Below are 18,768 nucleotides of genomic sequence, written 5' to 3'. Positions count from 1 at the left end.
GGCTAGCGCGAGCTTCCCAACGCAATCTTCCTGCCCTTATGAGCAGACCTACCCAGCACCTTGGACAGTCCCGAGCCGTCCTTCAGCGATGACAGGTGCTCATCGAACCGCAACTGCAACGCCCGCAGCGACTGCGCGCGCAGGTTAGCCCCGGATGCCGCGTTCGCATGCGCGACCAGCCGCTGATACTCGTTCACGTCCACCACAACAGCATCGGGATGGTTGTGGTTGGTGATGACGATGGCTCCGCTCGCGCGCACCTTGCGCATGAGGCTCGGCCACCCCTTCACTTTGACGTCCGCAGCGGGCGTCGTTTGAAGCTGAGCCAAATCCAGAGGGAGTTCCATGCTGGTATCCACCTAGGTGTTGTCGACCAGCACGATACTCCAAATTTCCCAATTTGGGAAAATATCGAAAATTGACCATTCAGCCTGACTGGGCGTGGTCGACTGGATCCGACAATGGCCGGAAATGCGATCACGGGGAGTTCAACCGCTTGCCGAAGATCACATGCTTGATGAGACAAAACCCACGTTGAACAGCGGACTCATAGGTCTCTTTGGGATGGCATGACATCCTCTCGAAACGCTACTCGATGTTCTGCACCTGTTCGCGGATCTGGTCGATCAGCACCTTCAACTCGATCGCGGCCTGCGAGCTGCGCTTGTCGACCGACTTTGAGCCGAGCGTATTGGCTTCGCGGTTGAACTCCTGCAGCAGGAAATCGAGCCGGCGACCGACCGGCTCGCGCTGCGCGAACACACGACGGATCTCGTCCACATGGCTGTCGAGCCGGTCGAGTTCCTCGTCGACGTCGAGCTTCTGCAACCACAGCACCAGTTCCTGCTCCATGCGGCCCGGATCGACCGGCTGGGCCAGGTCGTCGAGCCGCGCCTGCAGCTTGGCCCGCTGGCCGTCGCGGATCGCCGGCATCAGCGTGCGCACCTGGGCGGCAATTGCGGCGATGCCGTCGACCCGTTCCAGTGTCGCGGCCACGAGCTTGGCCCCCTCGCGCTCGCGCGCGGCGATGAAGCCGTCGAGCACCTCGTCGAGCAGCGCCACCACCTCGACCTGCAACGCTGCCGGGTCCACGCCGCGCGACTGCAGCACGCCAGGGAACTGCAACAGCTCGGTCAGGCTGGCCCGCAATTCAGGAAAGCCGTTGCGCAGCTCCTGCGCCAGTTGGCCGAGCTGGTCGAGCAGCGCGCGGTTGAGCTGCAGCTCGCCGCCGCCCTCGACCGGGCGCAGGCGCAGGCCCAGATCCAGCTTGCCGCGCGAGACGCGCGCGGCAATGCGCTCGCGCAGCACCGGCTCCAGCGCCCGCAGTTCTTCAGGCATCCGCGTGCCCAGCTCCAGGAACCGGTGATTGACCGCGCGCAACTCGCAGCTCAGCGTGCCCCAGGGCGTGGTGCGTTCGCCCGAGGCGAAGGCGGTCATGCTGCGGATCATGGCGGTCCCGAAAATCAAGCTCGATAGAGCGCGGCAGTATGCCTGAAGGGCGCCGGTGCCGAGCCGACGCGAACCGGGGCTTGCGGGGCGGCTGCTAGAATCGCCCCCCGTTTTCCTGCAGCGACCCGACATGTCCGATTCTTCCCGCCCGAGCGGCCGCGCGCCCGACCAACTGCGCGAGGTGCGCTTCGAGCGCGGCTTCACCCGCCATGCCGAGGGTTCGGTGCTGGTGAGCTTCGGCGACACCCGCGTGCTGTGCACCGCCAGCGTCGAAAACCGCGTGCCCGCGTTCCTGCGCGGCAAGGGCGAGGGCTGGGTCACCGCCGAATACGGCATGCTCCCGCGCGCCACCAACACCCGCAACGACCGCGAGGCCGCGCGCGGCAAGCAGGGCGGGCGGACGCTGGAGATTCAGCGGCTGATCGGCCGCAGCCTGCGTGCCTGTGTCGACCGTCGTGCGCTGGGCGAACGCACCATCACCCTCGACTGCGATGTACTGCAGGCCGACGGCGGCACCCGCACCGCCGCGATCACCGGCGCCTATGTCGCGCTGGTCGATGCGATCCGCGTGCTGCAGGCGCGTCGCGAACTCGGCCGGGACCCGGTCCACGGCGCGATCGCCGCGGTCTCGGTGGGCGTCTACCGCGGCGTGCCGGTACTCGACCTCGACTACGCCGAAGACAGCGACTGCGACACCGACATGAACGTCGTGATGAACGACGGCGGCGGCTTCATCGAGATCCAGGGCACGGCAGAAGGCCACGCGTTCCGTCGCGCCGAGATGGACGCGATGCTGGGCCTGGCCGAAGCCGGGGTCGCCGAACTGGTCGCGCTGCAGCGCGCGGCGCTGGCGCGCTGACATGGACGCGTCCACGCGCACGCGCCTGGTGCTGGCCAGCGGCAATGCCGGCAAGCTCGTCGAGCTGCAGGCGATGCTCGCCGACCTGCCGCTGGAAATCGTGCCGCAGCGCGCGCTGGGCGTGGACGACGTGCCCGAAACTGGCACCACGTTCGTCGAGAACGCGTTGATCAAGGCCCGCCACGCCAGCGCCGCCACCGGGCTGCCCGCGCTGGCCGACGACTCGGGCCTGATCGTCGATGCGCTCGGCGGCGCCCCCGGGCTCTACAGTGCGCGCTATGCCGGCACGCCGACCGACGACGCGGCCAACAACGCCAAGCTGCTCGAGGCGCTGCGCGCTGTGCCCGAAGATCGGCGCACCGCCCGCTTCTACGCGGTGATCGTGGTACTGCGCCATGCCGACGATCCGCAGCCACTGATCGCAGAAGGTGCCTGGGAAGGCCGCATCCTGGACGCACCGCGTGGCCACCACGGCTTCGGCTACAACCCGGTCTTCCTCGACCCCGAGCACGGACTGACCGCCGCCGAGATGACGCCCGAGCTGAAGAACCGCCTCAGCCACCGCGCCCGCGCGCTGCTGGCGCTGCGCCAGCGCCTGACCGGTCTGGCATCCTGATCCCGCAGGCACGCCTGCCCGCCCCTGGCGCCGGGCCGCCCGGCCTCCCCCCCCTACCGGCCGATGCTGATCCCCCCGCCCCTGTCGTTGTACGTGCACCTGCCGTGGTGCGTGCGCAAATGCCCGTACTGCGACTTCAACTCGCACGAGTTCCGGTCCACGGACGGCGCGGCTGCGCTGCCGTTCGACGCCTACGTCGACGCGCTGCTGGCCGACCTCGATCAGGATCTGCCGCTGGTCTGGGGTCGCACGGTGCACAGCGTGTTCTTCGGCGGCGGCACCCCGAGTCTGTTCCCGGCCGACGCGATCGACCGACTGCTGCAGGGCGCCTCGTCGCGGCTGCGTTTCGCCCCGGGCGCGGAAATCACCCTGGAGACCAACCCCGGCACCGCCGAGCACGGCCGCTTCGAGGACTACCGCCGGGCCGGCGTGAACCGGATCAGTTTCGGCGTCCAGAGCTTCGACGATGGTTGCCTGCACCGCCTGGGCCGCATCCACGACAGCGCCCAGGCGTTGGCAGCGATCGCGCTGGCGCGCGAAGCGGGGTTCGACAACGTCAATCTCGACCTGATGTACGCGCTGCCGGGCCAGACGCTGGCGATGGCCGAGGACGACATCGCGCGCGCGATCGCCCTGGCACCGGCGCACATCTCGCACTACCAGCTCACGCTCGAGCCCAACACCGTCTACGCCGCGCGCCCGCCGCAGGACCTGCCCGACGAGGACCTGGCCTGGGACATGCAGGAGCGCTGCCAGGCCCGGCTCGCCGAAGCGGGCTACGCGCAGTACGAGATCTCGGCGTACGCGCGGCCCGGCCGACAATGCGCCCACAACCTCAATTACTGGCGCTTCGGCGACTACCTGGGCATCGGTGCCGGCGCCCACGGCAAGCTCACACTGGGCAGCGAGCAGGCGATCGCACGCCGATGGAAGCACAAACACCCCACAGCCTGGCTGGCGACCGCTGGCACGCCCGCCTCGATCGGCGGCGACGAGCGCATCGCCGAGGCGCGCCGCCCGTTCGAGTACATGCTCAATGCGCTGCGACTGGTCGAGGGCTTCACGCTGCACGACTTCGAGGCCTGCACCGGCCTGCCGCCGTCGGCGATCGCCGCCCCGCTGCAAGCCGCGTTCGACGCCGGCTGGCTGCATGAGGACGGCGCGCGCATCGTGCCGACCGCGCTCGGCCACCGGTTCGCCAACGACGTGGTGTCGCTGTTCCTGGAAGACTGACCCACCCTCCCCCCCAGGCCCTGGGTCGCTTGCGGCAGAATAGACGTTCACGCTTTCCCCGCAGGATCGAGATGTCTATCACTTCCGCGTTGTCCGCTGCCGACCTCTACGCAGACCACCTCGCGACGCTGTCCGAGCGCACGCGCACCGCGCTCGAGCGCGCGGGCCTCGACCATCTGGTGATCCCCAGCGGCACCCTGCATTACCAGGTCTTCGACGACCGCGACTACCCCTACGCGGTCAATCCGCAGTTCAAGGCCTGGGTGCCGTTGACCCGCACCCCGGGCAGTTGGCTGGTGGTGACGCCCGGCGCGAAGCCGAAGCTGATCTACCTGCAGCCGCGCGACTACTGGCACGTCGTGCCCGAGGCGCCCTCGGGCTACTGGGTGGAACACTTCGATGTCGTGGTCATCCGCAAGCCGGAAGACGCCCAGCAGCATCTGCCCAAGAATGCCGCGCGCTGCGCGATCCTCGGCGAGCCCCAGAGCGCACTCGGACAGTACGGCGCCTATCGCCCGAACAACCCGCAGGCGGTGCTCGACCATCTCGACTACCACCGCGCGTTCAAGACGCCCTACGAGATCGCGATGCTGCGCGAGGCCACGCGCATCGCGGTCGGCGCCCACCAGGCCGCCGAGCGTGCGTTTCGTGCCCGCGCCAGCGAGTTCGGCATCCACCTGGCCTACTGCCAGGCCGCCGGCCAGGATGCCAACGAACTGCCGTACCACAACATCGTCGCGCTCAACACGCACGCCGCGGTGCTGCACTACACCGAGCTGGGCCGTTTGGCACCCGACCCCGTGCACAGCTTCCTGATCGACGCCGGCGCCAGCCACGCCGGCTACGCGGCCGACATCACCCGCAGCTATGCGCACGACACCGGCAGCGAGTTCCAGGCGATGATCGACGCGGTCGACCGCGCGCAACAGGCGATGTGCGCGCAGGTGCGCAGCGGCTTCGACTACAAGCAATTGCACCTGGATGCACACCTGGCACTGTCGGGCGTGCTGCGCGATTTCGGCGTGCTGCGCATCTCGCCCGAAGAAGCGCTGGAGACCGGCGTCAGCGCCGCGTTCTTTCCGCACGGCATCGGCCACGGCATCGGCCTGCAGGTGCACGACGTCGCCGGCTTCGCGGCCTCGGAGACCGGCGGCACCATCGCCAAGCCCGACGGCCATCCCTATCTGCGCCTGACCCGCACGCTGGCGCCGGGCATGGTCGTCACGATCGAGCCGGGCGTGTACTTCGTCGACATGCTGCTTGAGGACCTCAAGGCCGCGGGCAAGGGCGGTGCGGTCGACTGGGATCGGGTCGAGACGTTCCGCCCCTACGGCGGCATCCGGATCGAGGACAACGTGGTGTGCACCGACGATGCCCCGATCAACCTCACGCGCGAGGCGTGGAGCGCGTCGGCCGAGTAAGCCGCCCCCGCCCACCCCGTCCACCCCGGCGCAACGCGCCGGGCGTTCGGTCGACCCGCGCGGCAGCGCCGCGCAAGCGGATCGCCCTCACCCCCGCGAGCGGGGGCGGGCTGATGGGTCTAGCGCGCCTGCGCCATGAACGCCTCGATCTCGTCGGCCGTGCGGGCCAGGCCGGCGGTGAGCACCTCGTGGCCGGCGCGGGTGATCAGCACGTCGTCCTCGGTGCGGATGCCGATGCCGCGCCACTTCGCATCGACCGACGTGTCATCGGCCGGCACGTAGAGCCCCGGCTCGATGGTATAGACCATGCCCGGCTCGAGCAGGCGGGACTCGCCCTCGATGCGGTAGTCGCCGACATCGTGCACGTCCAGGCCCAGCCAGTGCCCGGTCTTGTGCGGGTAGTAGCGCTTGTAGCGGCCCTCGGCGATGCACGTCTCCAGGCGTCCCTTGAGCAGCCCCAGCCGCAGCAGCCCCTCGGTCAGCGCTTCGACCGCCGCATGGTGCCCCGCCTCGTAGGGCCGGCCAGGCTGCGCCTTGCGCAACGCCGCCTGCTGCGCCGCGTCCACGACCTCGTGCAGCGCCCGCTGCGCCGCGCTGAAGCGGCCGTTGACCGGAAACGTCCGGGTGATGTCGGCGGCGTAACCGCGGTACTCCGCTCCTGCGTCGATCAGCACCAGGTCGCCGTCGCGCGCCTGCGCGCCGTTGGCCCGGTAATGCAACACGCAGGCGTTGGCACCTGCACCGACGATGCTCTCGTAGGCCGGTACCGCATCGTGGCGGCGGAACACGTACTCCAGCTCGGCCTGCAGTTCGTACTCGCGCATGCCCGGCCGCGCCGCACGCATCGCCGCGGCATGCGCCTCGACGCTGATCTTCGCCGCGCGGCGCATCAGTTTGAGTTCGTCGGCGGTCTTGATCAGCCGCATCTCGTCGAGCAGGTGACCAAGCTCGAGGAACTCGTGCGGCGGCTGCGCGCCCAGCCGCACCTGTGCGCGTACGCGGTTGAGCCAGCCGATGAGCTGCAGATCGAATTCGGTGTCGCGCCCGAAGTGGTAGTACACCCGCGTCCTGCCCTCGAGCAGCCCGGGCAGGATCTCGTCGAGATCGTCGATCGGGTATGCATCGTCGACGCCCAGCGCATCCATTGCCCCCTCGGGACCGACCCGCGGCCCGTCCCAGGCTTCGCGTTCGGCATCGCGCTCCCGGCAGAACAGCAGCGCCTCACCGTGCGCGCGGCCCGGCACCAGCACCAGCACCGCGTCGGGCTCGGCGAACCCAGTCAGGTACCACAGGTCGGAATCCTGGCGATACGGAAAGTGGGTGTCGCGACTGCGGATGCGCTCAGGCGCCGATGGGACCACCACGATCGCGTCGTTGCCGGCCATCCGCATCAACTGGCGCCGTCGCTTCTGACAGGCGGCCACGGACATCGCGCCGGCCACGTCAGTTCAACCGGTTGCGGTGACGCCGGCCCAGCGCCGCATCGCCGTGCAGCAGCAGCACCGCCACGCGAACGAATTCCTCGATCTCGGCGAATGCGTCCTCCTCGGCATCGTCGTTCTCGGCATCGGCCTGGGCGTCGGCCGCCGCAAGCCGCGCGAGATCGGCCAAGGCCTCGGTGCCTTCTTCCGACAGGCCCGGGGCCGCGCCCGCAGCCAGACCGAAGCCGCCGAGAAAACCGCGACACCAATCGAACAGCGCCGCGCTGCGCGCCGACAGGGGGGCGTCCTCGTCGGGCAGCACCAGTGCAAACCCGAAACTGCGGTCCTCCAATTGCGCCGCGCTGACCGCGCGCAGCCGGTCGAGCGCACTGCCGGCCACCGGGGCAGACAGCGTGTCGTCGGCGAGTACCGGCGCCAGCCAGTCGGCTCGCGACGCCCCGCCGCCGGCCAGCCAACCACAGAGGCCTCCATGCAATTCGCTGGCGCCGACGGCCAACTGCAGACGGCCGATTTCGGCGTCGATCTCGGCGGGACTGGGCAGGCGTTCGGACACGGGACTCACAAGGGCGGCGACGGACGATGCAGTGTAGCAACCGTGCCGTCGTCTCCTTATCGCCGCGCTTGTTGTCCCGCCCACGCGATGCCTAAACTCGACGCCGCCCCTCCGGCGCGGAGTCCGCGTGATCGTCCCCAGTCCGTTGCACGTTTCGGTCACTGCATTGCTGGCCGCATTGCTGGTGCTGTGCGTGGCGCTGGCGCTCGGGCGGCGGGGCCGACGCGACCGCCCCCGCCCGCGGGACGAACGGGCCACGCGACTGAACCTGGCGCTGTGGGCCACGGGCGAGCGCGACTGGGATTACGACATGGCGTCCGGCGTGGTCCGGCATACCGTGTGCGAGACCGACCCCCATGGCGAGACGGCCGTTGAGCACGCCGTCCCGATCGAGGGACTGCTGCACCCCGAGGATCGCCCGCTCGCCCGCGATGCGCTCGCGCGCTACATCCAGGGCGACGGCAGCGGCCAACTGCAACTGCAACTGCGCGTCGCGATCGACGGCGGCGACTGGCGCTGGGTTCGCGTGCGCGGTCGCGCCGTCGCACGCGGCCGCGACGGCGCGATAGCGCGCATCGCCGGCACGGCGCTCGATGTCACCGCCACGCGCACGGCCGAACGCGAACACCGGATCGCTGCCGAAGTGCTGCGCAGCATGCGCGAGGCGGTCGCGGTCATCGATGCCGGCTTCCGCTACGTCTCAGTCAATCCCGCATTCCTGCGCATGACCGGCTATACCGAGAGCGAGGTGCTCGGCCAGGATGCGCGGCTGCTCGACGACAACCCCGACGCCGAGGATGTCTCGCGCCACCTGCGCGAGGAGGCCGCGCGCCACGGGCACTGGAGCGGCGAGCTGCGGCAGCGGCGCAAGGACGGCGAGCAGTTCCTCGCAGCGGTGGAGTGCCGCACGGTCTACGACGCCGACATGGGCCAACCCCTGCACGTGTTCGTTCTCAACGACATCACCCACCAAAAGCGCGCCGAGCAGGAACTGCGCTACCTGGCCAACTTCGACACCCTGACCAGTCTGCCCAATCGCTCGCTGCTGTCCGAGCGCCTGTCGCGCGCGATCGCGCGCGCGCGCGACAACGGCCATCGCATCGCGGTGCTGTTCCTCGATCTCGACCGGTTCAAGGACATCAACGACTCGCTGGGCCACGCCGCCGGCGACCGCATCCTGTGCGCGGCCGCCACCCGGGTGCAGCAGACGGTCGGCATGCACCATACCGTCGCGCGCCTGGGCGGCGACGAATTCACCATCGTCATCGAGAACCTCGACGACGTGCAGGCCGCCGACCGCATCGCCCGCGAGATCATTCATGCCTTCGAAGCCCCGCTGCGCATCGACGATCGCCGGCAGATCACGATCTCGCCCTCGCTGGGCATCAGCGTCTATCCCGACCACGCGCGCGGGGCGGTCGAACTGCTCAAGCAGGCCGACATCGCGATGTACCAGGCCAAGGCCGCGGGGCGCCGGACCTTCAAGCGTTACGACGATGCGATGGACATCGCGGCCCGCCGGCGCACCACGCTGACCGGTGCGCTGCGCGAGGTGCTCGACCGCGGCGAACTGCGCCTGGCCATGCAGCCGCGGCACGCCCGGGCCCAGGGCGGCATCGCCTGCGTCGAGGCCCTGCTGCGCTGGAACAGCCCGACGCTGGGCGAGATTCCGCCGAGCGAGTTCATCCCGATCGCCGAGGAAAGCGGCCTGATCCACGAGATCGGCGAATGGGCGCTGCGCGAGGCCTGTCGCACCGTGCTCGATTGGCGTCGCCAGGGGGTGGCCGACATCTCGGTCTCGGTCAACGTCTCGCTGCTGCAATTGCTGCGCGGCGACTTCCCGGGCGTGGTGCGCCGTGTGCTGGAGGAGGTCGGATTCCCGCCCCAGGGGCTGGAGCTGGAACTGACCGAAAGCGTGCTGATGGCCGACGCCGAGCATGCGGCCGCGCGCCTGCAGGCGCTGCGCACGATGGGCGTGTCACTGGCGATCGACGATTTCGGCACCGGGTATTCGTCGCTGGCCTATCTCAAGCGGCTGCCGATCACCACGATCAAGATCGACAAGGCCTTCGTGGCCGGGCTGCCGGACGACCGGGAGGACGCCGCGATCACTGCCACCGTCATCTCGCTGGCGCATGCGCTGGGGCGCCGGGTCGTCGCAGAGGGCGTGGAGACGGAGGCACAACTGCGCTTTCTGACCGACCGCAACTGCGATGAGCTGCAGGGCTACTGGATCTCGCGGCCCCTGCCCCCGGACCAGTGCCTGGCCTTCGTCCGCGCCCACCCTGCTGGTGCCGCGCCGGCGGCGGACGACAACGGCTAAGGCGCCCGCCTTGACCGGCACCGGGGGGCTGCCTATCGTGCCGACATGGACACGCCCGACGTCATCACCCAGCTCGCCCGCCTGACAGCGCGCGTGGAGACGTTGATCGAGCGCGCCCGCCTGCTCCGCGACGAGAACCGCAGCTTGCGCCAGCAACAGGAGAGCATCGTCGTCGAACGTGCCCAACTGGTGTCGAAGAACGAACAGGCGCGCTCGCGCGTGGAAGCGATGATCGCGCGCCTCAAATCCCTGGAGCAGCACACGTGAGCAGTGCCAGCGAGGCGGTCAGTGTCCGCGTGCTGGACCGTGAATATACCGTGGGCGTGGCGCCAGGCGAGCGCGACGGCCTGACCGCAGCCGCACGCCTGGTCGACACCCAGATGCGCGAGATCCGCGGCGCCAACCGTATGGCGGCCGTCGACCGCATTGCAGTGCTCGCGGCGCTGAATTTCGCGCACGAACTGCTGCAACTGCGCCAGACCGGGGGCAGCGATGGCCGCGCGATTGCCGAGGCCATCGCGGCGCTGCACCGCCGGCTCGACGCGTTCGAAGCCGAACTGTGATGACCGTTGCAGGCGCGCGCGAACGGCGGCGACGCGTTCGCGATCGCCCCGCCTTCGCATCGCCGCCACGCGGCTGAACTCGTCCCATCCCTACGCAGCGTTCTCCGACAAACGGCTGCGCGCGCGCCCGCTGCGGCGCTATACTGCGCCTGCGTTCTCTGCCGTGTCCGACAGCGTGCAAAACATTCGCCTTGTCCCTTAAGAACGACACCGGGGATGCAGGAAAACCGGGAGTGCATATCCGCCTTCGAGCGGAAAGCCCGAAGGAATTCCGGCGTTCCCACTTGAACCCCGGGTTCAAGGTCGTTTCGCGTGCATCGGCATGTGCGGAGAACGTATCTCTTTCCGCCTGCCGCGTCGCCGGCGCTTTTTCGACGACGAGTCCGGCCGCATGACCGACCGCCCCGCCCTCCGCCGCCGCCTGCGCGACCAGCGCCGCGCGCTGCCGGCCGCGGTGCGGATCGCCGCCGCCGAAGGCTTGGCTGCGCAGTTGCTCGCGCTGCCCATGCTGCCCGCCACGGGCTACGTGGCCGGCTATTGGGCCAGCGATGGCGAGATCGGCCTGCACGTCTTCCAGCTCCGCCTGCCGCCCGGCCTGATCTACTGCCTGCCGCTGCTGCATGGCGACACGCTGCGCTTCGCGCCCTGGCGCGCGGGCGATGCGCTGGTGACCAACCGCTACGGCATTCCCGAGCCGGACGTCGAGCCGGCGTCGGCGCTCGATGCGCGCGAGATGACACTGGTCGTCGCGCCACTGGTTGGCTTCGACGCGCAGGGCCATCGCCTGGGCATGGGCGGGGGCTGGTACGACCGCAGCTTCACATTCCGCCGGGCGCAGGGCGCGCCGCCCATGCTGGTCGGCGCCGCCTTCGCCTCACAGCAGGTGGACGCACTCGATGCCGCCGACTGGGACGTGCCGCTGGACGCGGTCTGCACCGAATCGGCGACCCTGTTTTCGCCCCTTGCCGCCTGACGAGACGCGATGAGCACCCGCAAGCGCTACTGGCTGATGAAGTCCGAACCGGAAGACTTCTCGATCGACGACCTGGCCCGCGTCGGTACCGAACCGTGGACCGGCGTTCGCAACTACCAGGCGCGCAACTTCATGCGCGACGGCATGCGGATCGGCGATGCCGTGTTTTTCTACCACTCCAACGCGGCCGTGCCCGGCATCTACGGCATCGCCGAGGTCGCCAGCACCGCCTATCCGGATCCGACGCAGTTCGACGCCTCGTCGAAGTACTACGACGAGAAGGCGAGCCAGGAGACGCCGCGCTGGTTCCTCGTTGACGTGCGCTACGTGCGCACGCTGGCCCACCCCATCACGCTGAGCGAGATCCGCGAGCATGCGGACGCGCTGGGCGAGGAGTTCGCGCTGATCCGCAAAGGCGCGCGCCTGTCCGTGCTGCCGGTCACAGCCGCGCAGTGGAAGCTGTTGTCGTCCCTGGAGAAGAAGCGATGAGCGAAGGCAAGCGCCTGGCCGGCGAGAAGGCGATCGAGTACGTCGAGGACGGCATGATCGTCGGCGTCGGCACCGGCTCGACGGTGGCGTTCTTCATCGACGCACTGGCGAAGATCAAGCACCGCATCGACGGCGCGGTGTCGAGCTCCGATCAGAGCACCGAGCGCCTGCGCCGGCACGGCATCGAGGTACTCGACCTCAACGCCACCGGCCCGCTGTCGCTGTACGTCGACGGCGCCGACGAGTGCGATCCGGGCAAGCATCTGATCAAGGGCGGTGGCGCGGCACTGACGCGCGAGAAGATCATCGCCGAGGCCAGCGAGCGGTTCGTCTGCATCATCGACCCGGCCAAGCAGGTACCGGTGCTGGGCACGTTCCCGCTGCCGATCGAGGTCATCCCGATGGCCCGCAGCCTCGTCGCCCGCGAGATCCTGGCGACCACCGGCGGTCAGCCCGTCTGGCGCGAGGGCGTGCGTACCGACAACGGCAACTGGGTGCTCGATATCCACGGCCTGTCGATCGCCGATCCGGTGGGCCTGGAAACGCAGCTCAACCAGATCCCGGGCGTAGTCAGCGTCGGTCTGTTCGCCCGCCGCAAGGCCGATGTCGTCATCGTCGGCACATCGACGCCGACTGTCCTCGACTGACAGGCCGGATCCAGCCGGACGGACGCTGGCGTCGTCCCAGCCCGCCGCCAACACCCGTTGTGCTCAGGCGCCAGCGAACAGCAGCAAGCCGATGCCGAGGGCGGTGATCGGCAGCAGCACCAGCAGTGAGATGCCCAGCGCCAGCCAGTTGGAGCGCATCGGCAGGCCCGCGCGTTCGCGGCGGGCAATGGCCTCGCCTTGCGTCTTGCCGGCCAGCACCGTCACGGCGACCAGGGTAGGCACGGTTATCAGCACGCCGGGGAACTGCTCGGGCAGGACCGCACCGAGCGCGCCCGTCGCCAGCAGCCCCAGCAGCGCCAGGCCCAGTGTCGGCCAGACGCGCTCGGGCCGGCCCATGCGGTGGAAGTTCATCGCCATCAGCAGGCCGCCAGCCAGCACTGATCCGAAGAAGGTGGCGATGCCGATGCCGGCGATCTTGAACAACGGCAATCCGGCCGCGTCCTGCGATTCGACGATTGGCGCACTTGGCGGCGCATAGGGATCGGGCGTGGCGTGGACCTGTTCGTCCATGGGCATCCTCGGTGGCGACATGTCGTGCGGCACGCGCTCGCGCGCGAGCGCCCTCTCCCGCCAAGCCTAACCGGTGCAGGCGCGCGCTCCTACGGGGCGGGATGCCCACGAAAAAGCCCGCCTTTCGGCGGGCTGTTTCGTGGATCGATAGCAGCAGATCACTCGACGTCGAGGAAGCTCCGCAGTTGCTCGCTGCGCGAGGGGTGACGCAGCTTGCGCAGCGCCTTGGCCTCGATCTGACGGATCCGCTCGCGGGTCACGTCGAACTGCTTGCCGACTTCCTCGAGAGTGTGGTCGGTGTTCATGTCGATGCCGAAGCGCATCCGCAGCACCTTCGCCTCCCGCGGGGTCAGGCCGGCGAGCACATCGCGGACCGTCTCCATCAGGTTGGTGTTGGTGGTCGCGTCGATCGGGGACTCCACATTGGTGTCCTCGATGAAGTCGCCCAGATGCGAGTCCTCGTCGTCGCCGATCGGGGTCTCCATCGAGATCGGCTCCTTGGCGATCTTCATCACCTTGCGGATCTTGTCCTCGGGCATGTCCATTTCCTTGGCCAGCTCCTCGGGCGTGGCCTCGCGGCCGTACTGCTGGAGCATCTGGCGGGAAATGCGGTTCAACTTGTTGATCGTCTCGATCATGTGCACCGGGATACGGATGGTGCGTGCCTGGTCGGCGATCGAGCGAGTGATGGCCTGACGGATCCACCACGTGGCATAGGTCGAGAACTTGAAGCCGCGGCGGTGTTCGAACTTGTCGACCGCTTTCATCAGGCCGATGTTGCCCTCCTGGATGAGGTCCAGGAACTGCAGGCCACGATTGGTGTACTTCTTGGCAATCGAGATCACCAGGCGCAGGTTGGCCTCGACCATTTCCTTCTTGGCCTTGCGGGCCTTGGCCTCGCCGTAGGCCATCGCCCGGTTGATCTCCTTCAGATCGCCCAGGGTCACGCCCATGGCCTTCTCGATCGCCAGCGTGGCTTCCTGCTCGGCGACGATCTGATCGCGCACGTCCTTCAGGCCCGACGACCACTTCTGCTTGCGCTTGATCATCTCGTCCGCCCAGCCGGTGTTGGTCTGGTTGCCGTCCCAGGCACGGATGAAGTCCTTGCGCGGCATCTTGGCCACGCGGGTGGACAGGTCGAGGATGCGGCGCTCGTGGTCCTTGAGCTCGCCGACGACATCGCGCAGCTTGCGCACCAGCAGGTCGCTCAGCGGCAGCGGCAGCTTGAAGGTCATGAACTGGTCGGCCATCTCGCCGCGCAGCTTCACGACCGGCTTGGCCGACGCGCCGTTCTTGGCGTAGGCCTTCTGGAACTTGTTGAACAGGTCGGCCAGCACATCCATGCGGCGCGCCACCTCGGCCGGGTCCGGACCGCTGGGACCGGTGCTCTCTTCCTCGTCGCTGCTGTCGTCGTCCGCATCGTCGTCGTCGCTGTCGGCGTCGTCCGCATCGGCGGCGACCGGCGCAGGCGCGTTGCCGGCGGCGGCCTCTTCTTCAGCGGCGAGTTCTTCGAGCAACTGGTCGTTGAAGCCGACCACGACTTCGGCCAGGCGCTTCTTGCCGGCCTTGTGCAGTTCGTATTCCTCGAGCAGCAACTGGACCGACCAGGGGAAGCTGGCCACCGAGGCCATCATCTGGTTCAGGCCTTCCTCGATGCGCTTGGCGATGGCGATCTCGCCTTCGCGGGTCAGCAGCTCGACCGTGCCCATCTCGCGCATGTACATGCGCACCGGATCGGTGGTGCGACCGCCTTCGGTATCGAGCGAGGTCAGCGCCGCGGCGGCTTCCTCGGCCGCGGTCTCGTCGACCTCGCGGTTGCCGCTCGACTCGCCGGCCAGCAGCAGCGTCTCAGCGTCGGGCGCGACCTCATGGACATCGATGCCCATGCCGTTGATCATGCCGATGATGTCTTCGATCTGCTCCGGATCGACCATGTCGTCGGGCAGGTGATCGTTGACCTCGGCGTAGGTCAGATAGCCCTGCTCCAAGCCCTTGCTGATCAGGAGCTTGATGTCGGACTGCTGGGCGGGACGTTCATTCGCCATGTGGCGCACCGTTGTCAAAGTGAACCCGTAATTATACCACCTGCGGGGCCGGGGTCATGCCCGCAGCAGGAAGGTGACCGGGCCGTCGTTGACCAGGCTGACCTCCATATGGGCGCCGAACCGTCCCGTTTCCACCCCCCCATGGCAGGTGCGGCAGACCGCCACCAGGCGATCGAAGGTCCGTTCAGCCTCCTCAGGCGGCGCGGCGGTGCTGAAGCCCGGCCGGTTGCCTGAGCGAGTGTCGGCGGCCAGCGTGAACTGGCTGACCAGCAACAGCCCGCCGCCGGTCTGCGCCAGCGACCGGTTCATGCGACCGGCTTCGTCGCCGAACACCCGGTAAGCCAGCAGCCGCTCAGCCATCCGCGCCACCTGCGCCTCGCCGTCGCCGGGTTCGATCCCGACCAACGCCAGCAGCCCCGGCCCGATCCGGCCGACGATATCGCCATCGACCCGCACCGCCGCCTCGCTGACCCGCTGGATCAGCGCGAGCATGGCAACCCCGCGGCTCGCCACTTGAGGCTCATCGCGTGCCCCGACACCGCGCCCCCATCCCGACCTTCCCCCGCAAGCGGGGGAAGTGGTGAGGGCGCGCGACGCACCACAATGCTCGCAGCGCGCTGTGGCCCGCTGCCCGCCTCCGCTTGCGGGGGAAGGAGTGAGGGCGCGCGACGCATCACAACGCTCGCAGCGCGCTGCGGCCCGCTGCCCGCCGCCGCTTGCGGGGGAGGGTTGGGTGGGGGCACACGGCCAGGTGACGCAGACGGCAGGGGCGAGCGACGAAGGCCGCAGACCGCTCCATCCAGCCCGCACCCCGCCGAAACACCCCCATCCCGGCCTTCCACCGCAAGCGAGGGAAGGAGTGAAGGCGCTCGACGCACCACAACGCTCACAGCGCGCTGCGGCCCGCTGCCCTCCTCCGCTTGCGGGGGAGGGTTGGGTGGGGGCACACGGCCAGGTGACGCAGACGGCAGGGGCGAGCGACGAACGCCGCAGACCGCCCCATCCAGCCCGCACCCCGCCGAAACACCCCCATCCCGGCCTTCCCCCGCTTGCGGGGGAAGGAGTGAGGGCGCGCGACGCATCACAACGCTCGCAGCGCGCTGCGGCTTGCTGCTCTCCTCCGCTTGCGGGGGAGGCAGCGAGGCCCGGCTCGCGTCGCAGCCGTCCTCGGCAAGCAGGGGAAGGCGCAGGGCGCGCCCCATCAGCCCGAGTACCGGTTACTGATCGGATAGCGGCGCTCGCGGCCGAAGGCGCGGCGCGAAATCTTTGGGCCCGGGGCTGCCTGGTGCCGTTTCCATTCGCTGGTGCGCACCAGCCGCAGCATCCGGTCGACGGTGGTCGCGTCGAAGCCGGCGGCGACGATCTCGTCGCGCGACTCCTCCTGGTCGACGAAGCGGCGCAGGATCGCGTCGAGCACGTCGTAGGGCGGCAGCGAGTCCTGGTCGAGCTGGTCGGCGCGCAATTCGGCCGACGGCGGCCGGTCGATGACGGCGGGCGGGATCACCGGACTGCCGGCGACCGTGTTGCGCCACTTCGCCAGCCCGAAGACCTCGGTCTTGTAGAGGTCCTTGAGCGGCGCGTAGCCGCCGCACATGTCGCCGTAGATCGTCGCGTAACCGACCGCGTACTCGCTCTTGTTGCCGGTGGTCAGCAGCAGCCCGCCATGCTTGTTGGACAGCGCCATCAGGATCGCGCCGCGCGTGCGCGACTGCAGGTTCTCTTCGGTCACTTCGGGCGCGGCGTCGCCGAAGGCCTCGGCCAGCGTGTCGAGGAACCCCTGGAACGGTGGCTCGATCGGAATCGTGAGCATGCGCACACCCAGACGCTCGCACTGCTCGGCCGCCAGGTCGTTGCTCAGCCCGGCGGTGTAGCGCGACGGCAGCCGCACCGCGGTGACGTTGTCGGCGCCCAGCGCATCGACCGCCATCGCCAGCACCACCGACGAGTCGATACCGCCCGACAGCCCCAGCCACACCTTCGAAAAACCATTCTTGCCACAGTAGTCGCGCAGCCCCCGCACCACCGCGCGCCAGGCCAGCGCATCGATGCTCTCGTCGCCGTCGTCGACCCAAAGGACCGGCGTGAAGCCGCGGCGCTGCCGATCGTAATCGACCACCAGCCATTGATCGTCGAACGCGACCGCCGCCGGATGCACGGTGCCATCGGCATCGGCGACGACAGAGGCGCCATCGAACACCAGCGCATCCTGGCCGCCGACCACGTTGACGTAGGCCAGCGCCACGCCCGCATCGCGCGTGCGCTCGGCCAGCAGCGCGTCGCGCTGGCGATGCTTGCCGCGCTCGTAGGGCGAGGCGTTGGGCACCACGACCAGTTCGGCGCCGGCGCGCACGGTGTCGTCGAGCGGCTCGGGGAACCACAGGTCCTCGCACACCAGCACACCGACCGGCACGCCGCGCACGTCGATCACGCACGAGCCGCCATCGGGATCGACGTGGAAGTAACGCCGCTCGTCGAAGACGTTGTAGTTGGGCAGTTCGCGCTTGCGGTAGGTCCGCTCGACCTTGCCATCGCGCAGCACGCTGGCGGAGTTGTAGAGCACGCTGCCGGCCGATTCGGGCCAACCGACGACCGCGACGATACCGTGCACGTCCTTGGCGACCTGCATCAGCGCGGCCTCGCAGTCGATCAGGAAGCCCGGCCGCATCAACAGGTCTTCGGGCGGATAGCCGCTGATCGCAAGCTCGGGAAACACCACGATGTCGGCGCCGAACTCGGTCTTCGCCTCCTCGATCATCGCGGCGATGCGTTCGGCATTGCGCCCCACGTCCCCGACAGGAAAGTCGAACTGGGCCAGGGCGATGCGCAGGGAGCGGGACGGGTCAGATGCCATGCGTCAGGAAATCCAGGGCTTCGATGATGCGCAGTCGCTCGCCCGACAGGTTCGCGACCTGCCGACCGAGCATCTGCATGGGCACGCTGGTGATCTGCGCGGTGTCCATCACCATCGTTTTACCGGCGACCGGCAGTGCCGGCATCAGGCCGGTGACCAGCGGGCCGGCCTGCTCGGGTGGAATCAGCGGCACGACGACACGCGACTCCACAGTGTCGATCAAATCGCTCTGCACGTTCAGCCAACAGGGCACCGCGCGACGCGAAGCCGGGTCGGCATTGGCATAGACGCAGAATTGACTCATGCCCTCGTCGGATCCTTCAGCGATGCCTTGAATGCGCGGACGCGGTCGCTGGCGAGTCCGTCGCGGGCGATGCGCGCGTTGTACGCGGCCATCGCCTCACGGTTCTCCTCCCGCCACTGGGCACGCTTGCGGGCGCGCACTTCGGCTTCCAGCGCCTTTTCCAGCGTCGCCGACAGATTGATGTCGAGCGCACGCGCTTCCTCGAGCAATCCCTGGTTGACGCTGACATTGGTCGCACGCTTGCCGTAGCCGGCATAGTCTTCGCGGATGCGCATGACGCGGCCCTCTTTGATGCGCATCGATCATGCGCATCGGCCAACGCCATGTCAACAGCCTCGCCGGACCGGCGCACCGACCGGTACAAGTACCTGTCTGCCGACTGTTCCGGCGTGACCGCTCCGTAAAACCGGGGTCCGAGTGCCAATTGGCCGCGCGAACGTGCACACAGACCCCGGGTGTGGCCCCCGGG

General features: G+C 68.8%; 20 protein-coding genes and 1 other RNA gene. 11 read left to right on the top strand and 10 right to left on the bottom strand.

What is annotated here, in order from left to right; translation table 11 throughout:
* Window positions 1-2 precede the first annotated feature (2 nt).
* Together ABE488_RS16170 and ABE488_RS16165 are read right to left on the bottom strand one after the other, a co-directional pair.
* Window positions 3-347, bottom strand: a complete 345-nt coding sequence (locus tag ABE488_RS16170) for a type II toxin-antitoxin system prevent-host-death family antitoxin (RefSeq protein ID WP_346449432.1) — start codon at window positions 345-347, stop codon at window positions 3-5.
* A gap of 241 nt (window positions 348-588) precedes the next feature.
* Complete coding sequence (locus ABE488_RS16165; RefSeq protein WP_346445317.1) at window positions 589-1,449, bottom strand: YicC/YloC family endoribonuclease; 861 nt, start codon at window positions 1,447-1,449, stop codon at window positions 589-591.
* Window positions 1,450-1,579: 130 nt separating this feature from the next.
* Here ABE488_RS16165 and rph point away from each other — a divergent pair, with 130 nt between their 5' ends.
* The 4 genes from rph to pepQ all read left to right on the top strand — a co-directional run bounded on the left by rph (window position 1,580) and on the right by pepQ (window position 5,578).
* The gene (gene rph / locus ABE488_RS16160; RefSeq protein ID WP_337244127.1) at window positions 1,580-2,308 is read left to right on the top strand and encodes a ribonuclease PH; all 729 of its coding nucleotides are present in this window, start codon (window positions 1,580-1,582) and stop codon (window positions 2,306-2,308) included.
* Between the two features lies 1 nt (window position 2,309).
* Window positions 2,310-2,924, top strand: a complete 615-nt coding sequence (rdgB, locus tag ABE488_RS16155) for an RdgB/HAM1 family non-canonical purine NTP pyrophosphatase (RefSeq protein ID WP_346445318.1) — start codon at window positions 2,310-2,312, stop codon at window positions 2,922-2,924.
* Window positions 2,925-2,987: 63 nt separating this feature from the next.
* Window positions 2,988-4,157, top strand: coding sequence for a radical SAM family heme chaperone HemW (hemW, locus tag ABE488_RS16150; protein WP_346449431.1), 1,170 nt, complete (start codon window positions 2,988-2,990; stop codon window positions 4,155-4,157).
* A 71-nt stretch (window positions 4,158-4,228) separates the two neighbouring features.
* Window positions 4,229-5,578, top strand: a complete 1,350-nt coding sequence (pepQ, locus tag ABE488_RS16145; protein ID WP_346449430.1) for a Xaa-Pro dipeptidase — start codon at window positions 4,229-4,231, stop codon at window positions 5,576-5,578.
* 119 nt (window positions 5,579-5,697) lie between these two features.
* Here the strand turns inward: pepQ and ABE488_RS16140 are convergent, their stop codons facing one another.
* Window positions 5,698-7,008: an aminopeptidase P N-terminal domain-containing protein gene (locus ABE488_RS16140; protein ID WP_346449428.1), complete on the bottom strand. Its 1,311-nt coding sequence runs from the start codon at window positions 7,006-7,008 to the stop codon at window positions 5,698-5,700.
* 13 nt (window positions 7,009-7,021) lie between these two features.
* A complete protein-coding gene (locus ABE488_RS16135) occupies window positions 7,022-7,561 on the bottom strand; it encodes a UPF0149 family protein (protein WP_346449449.1) in 540 nt (179 codons plus the stop codon).
* A 139-nt stretch (window positions 7,562-7,700) separates the two neighbouring features.
* On the opposite strand from ABE488_RS16135, the gene ABE488_RS16130 reads away from it, so the two are divergent.
* The 7 genes from ABE488_RS16130 (at window position 7,701) to rpiA (ending at window position 12,568) form a co-directional block, all read left to right on the top strand.
* Window positions 7,701-9,896, top strand: coding sequence for an EAL domain-containing protein (locus ABE488_RS16130; RefSeq protein ID WP_346445322.1), 2,196 nt, complete (start codon window positions 7,701-7,703; stop codon window positions 9,894-9,896).
* Between the two features lie 45 nt (window positions 9,897-9,941).
* Window positions 9,942-10,163: a TIGR02449 family protein gene (locus ABE488_RS16125; protein ID WP_241945337.1), complete on the top strand. Its 222-nt coding sequence runs from the start codon at window positions 9,942-9,944 to the stop codon at window positions 10,161-10,163.
* Complete coding sequence (locus tag ABE488_RS16120) at window positions 10,160-10,459, top strand: cell division protein ZapA (RefSeq protein WP_346445323.1); 300 nt, start codon at window positions 10,160-10,162, stop codon at window positions 10,457-10,459. The genes ABE488_RS16125 and ABE488_RS16120 overlap by 4 nt, the downstream gene beginning before the upstream one ends.
* Before the next feature lie 152 nt (window positions 10,460-10,611).
* Window positions 10,612-10,796, top strand: a non-coding RNA gene (gene ssrS / locus ABE488_RS16115) — 6S RNA.
* A 54-nt stretch (window positions 10,797-10,850) separates the two neighbouring features.
* On the top strand, window positions 10,851-11,432 hold the full coding sequence (locus ABE488_RS16110; RefSeq protein ID WP_346445324.1) for a 5-formyltetrahydrofolate cyclo-ligase: 582 nt from the start codon (window positions 10,851-10,853) through the stop codon (window positions 11,430-11,432).
* A gap of 9 nt (window positions 11,433-11,441) precedes the next feature.
* Window positions 11,442-11,921: an EVE domain-containing protein gene (locus ABE488_RS16105; RefSeq protein WP_346445325.1), complete on the top strand. Its 480-nt coding sequence runs from the start codon at window positions 11,442-11,444 to the stop codon at window positions 11,919-11,921.
* Window positions 11,918-12,568 (top strand): ribose-5-phosphate isomerase RpiA, encoded by a 651-nt coding sequence (gene rpiA / locus ABE488_RS16100; protein ID WP_346445326.1) that lies wholly within the window; start codon window positions 11,918-11,920, stop codon window positions 12,566-12,568. Before ABE488_RS16105 ends, rpiA begins: the two co-directional genes overlap by 4 nt.
* A 63-nt stretch (window positions 12,569-12,631) precedes the next feature.
* On the opposite strand, the gene ABE488_RS16095 is transcribed toward rpiA, so the two are convergent.
* The 6 genes from ABE488_RS16095 to ABE488_RS16070 form a co-directional block, all read right to left on the bottom strand.
* Window positions 12,632-13,099 carry a hypothetical protein gene (locus ABE488_RS16095; protein ID WP_346445327.1) on the bottom strand — a complete coding sequence of 156 codons (468 nt, stop codon included), beginning with the start codon at window positions 13,097-13,099 and terminating at the stop codon, window positions 12,632-12,634.
* Between the two features lie 158 nt (window positions 13,100-13,257).
* Window positions 13,258-15,144, bottom strand: coding sequence for an RNA polymerase sigma factor RpoD (rpoD, locus tag ABE488_RS16090; RefSeq protein WP_346445328.1), 1,887 nt, complete (start codon window positions 15,142-15,144; stop codon window positions 13,258-13,260).
* A 54-nt stretch (window positions 15,145-15,198) separates the two neighbouring features.
* On the bottom strand, window positions 15,199-15,636 hold the full coding sequence (gene dtd / locus ABE488_RS16085) for a D-aminoacyl-tRNA deacylase (RefSeq protein WP_346445329.1): 438 nt from the start codon (window positions 15,634-15,636) through the stop codon (window positions 15,199-15,201).
* A 709-nt stretch (window positions 15,637-16,345) separates the two neighbouring features.
* The gene (locus ABE488_RS16080; RefSeq protein ID WP_346445330.1) at window positions 16,346-17,995 is read right to left on the bottom strand and encodes an NAD+ synthase; all 1,650 of its coding nucleotides are present in this window, start codon (window positions 17,993-17,995) and stop codon (window positions 16,346-16,348) included.
* A complete protein-coding gene (locus tag ABE488_RS16075) occupies window positions 17,985-18,299 on the bottom strand; it encodes a CcdB family protein (RefSeq protein ID WP_346445331.1) in 315 nt (104 codons plus the stop codon). The genes ABE488_RS16080 and ABE488_RS16075 overlap by 11 nt, the downstream gene beginning before the upstream one ends.
* Window positions 18,296-18,574 carry a type II toxin-antitoxin system CcdA family antitoxin gene (locus ABE488_RS16070; RefSeq protein WP_346445332.1) on the bottom strand — a complete coding sequence of 93 codons (279 nt, stop codon included), beginning with the start codon at window positions 18,572-18,574 and terminating at the stop codon, window positions 18,296-18,298. The genes ABE488_RS16075 and ABE488_RS16070 overlap by 4 nt, the downstream gene beginning before the upstream one ends.
* Window positions 18,575-18,768: the final 194 nt, after the last annotated feature.

Source organism: Luteimonas sp. TWI662 (assembly GCF_039673825.1).
Taxonomy (GTDB): Bacteria; Pseudomonadota; Gammaproteobacteria; order Xanthomonadales; family Xanthomonadaceae; genus Luteimonas.
The sequence above is the reverse complement of the archived record's forward strand: the minus strand, read 5'-3'. Positions and strand labels throughout refer to the sequence as shown.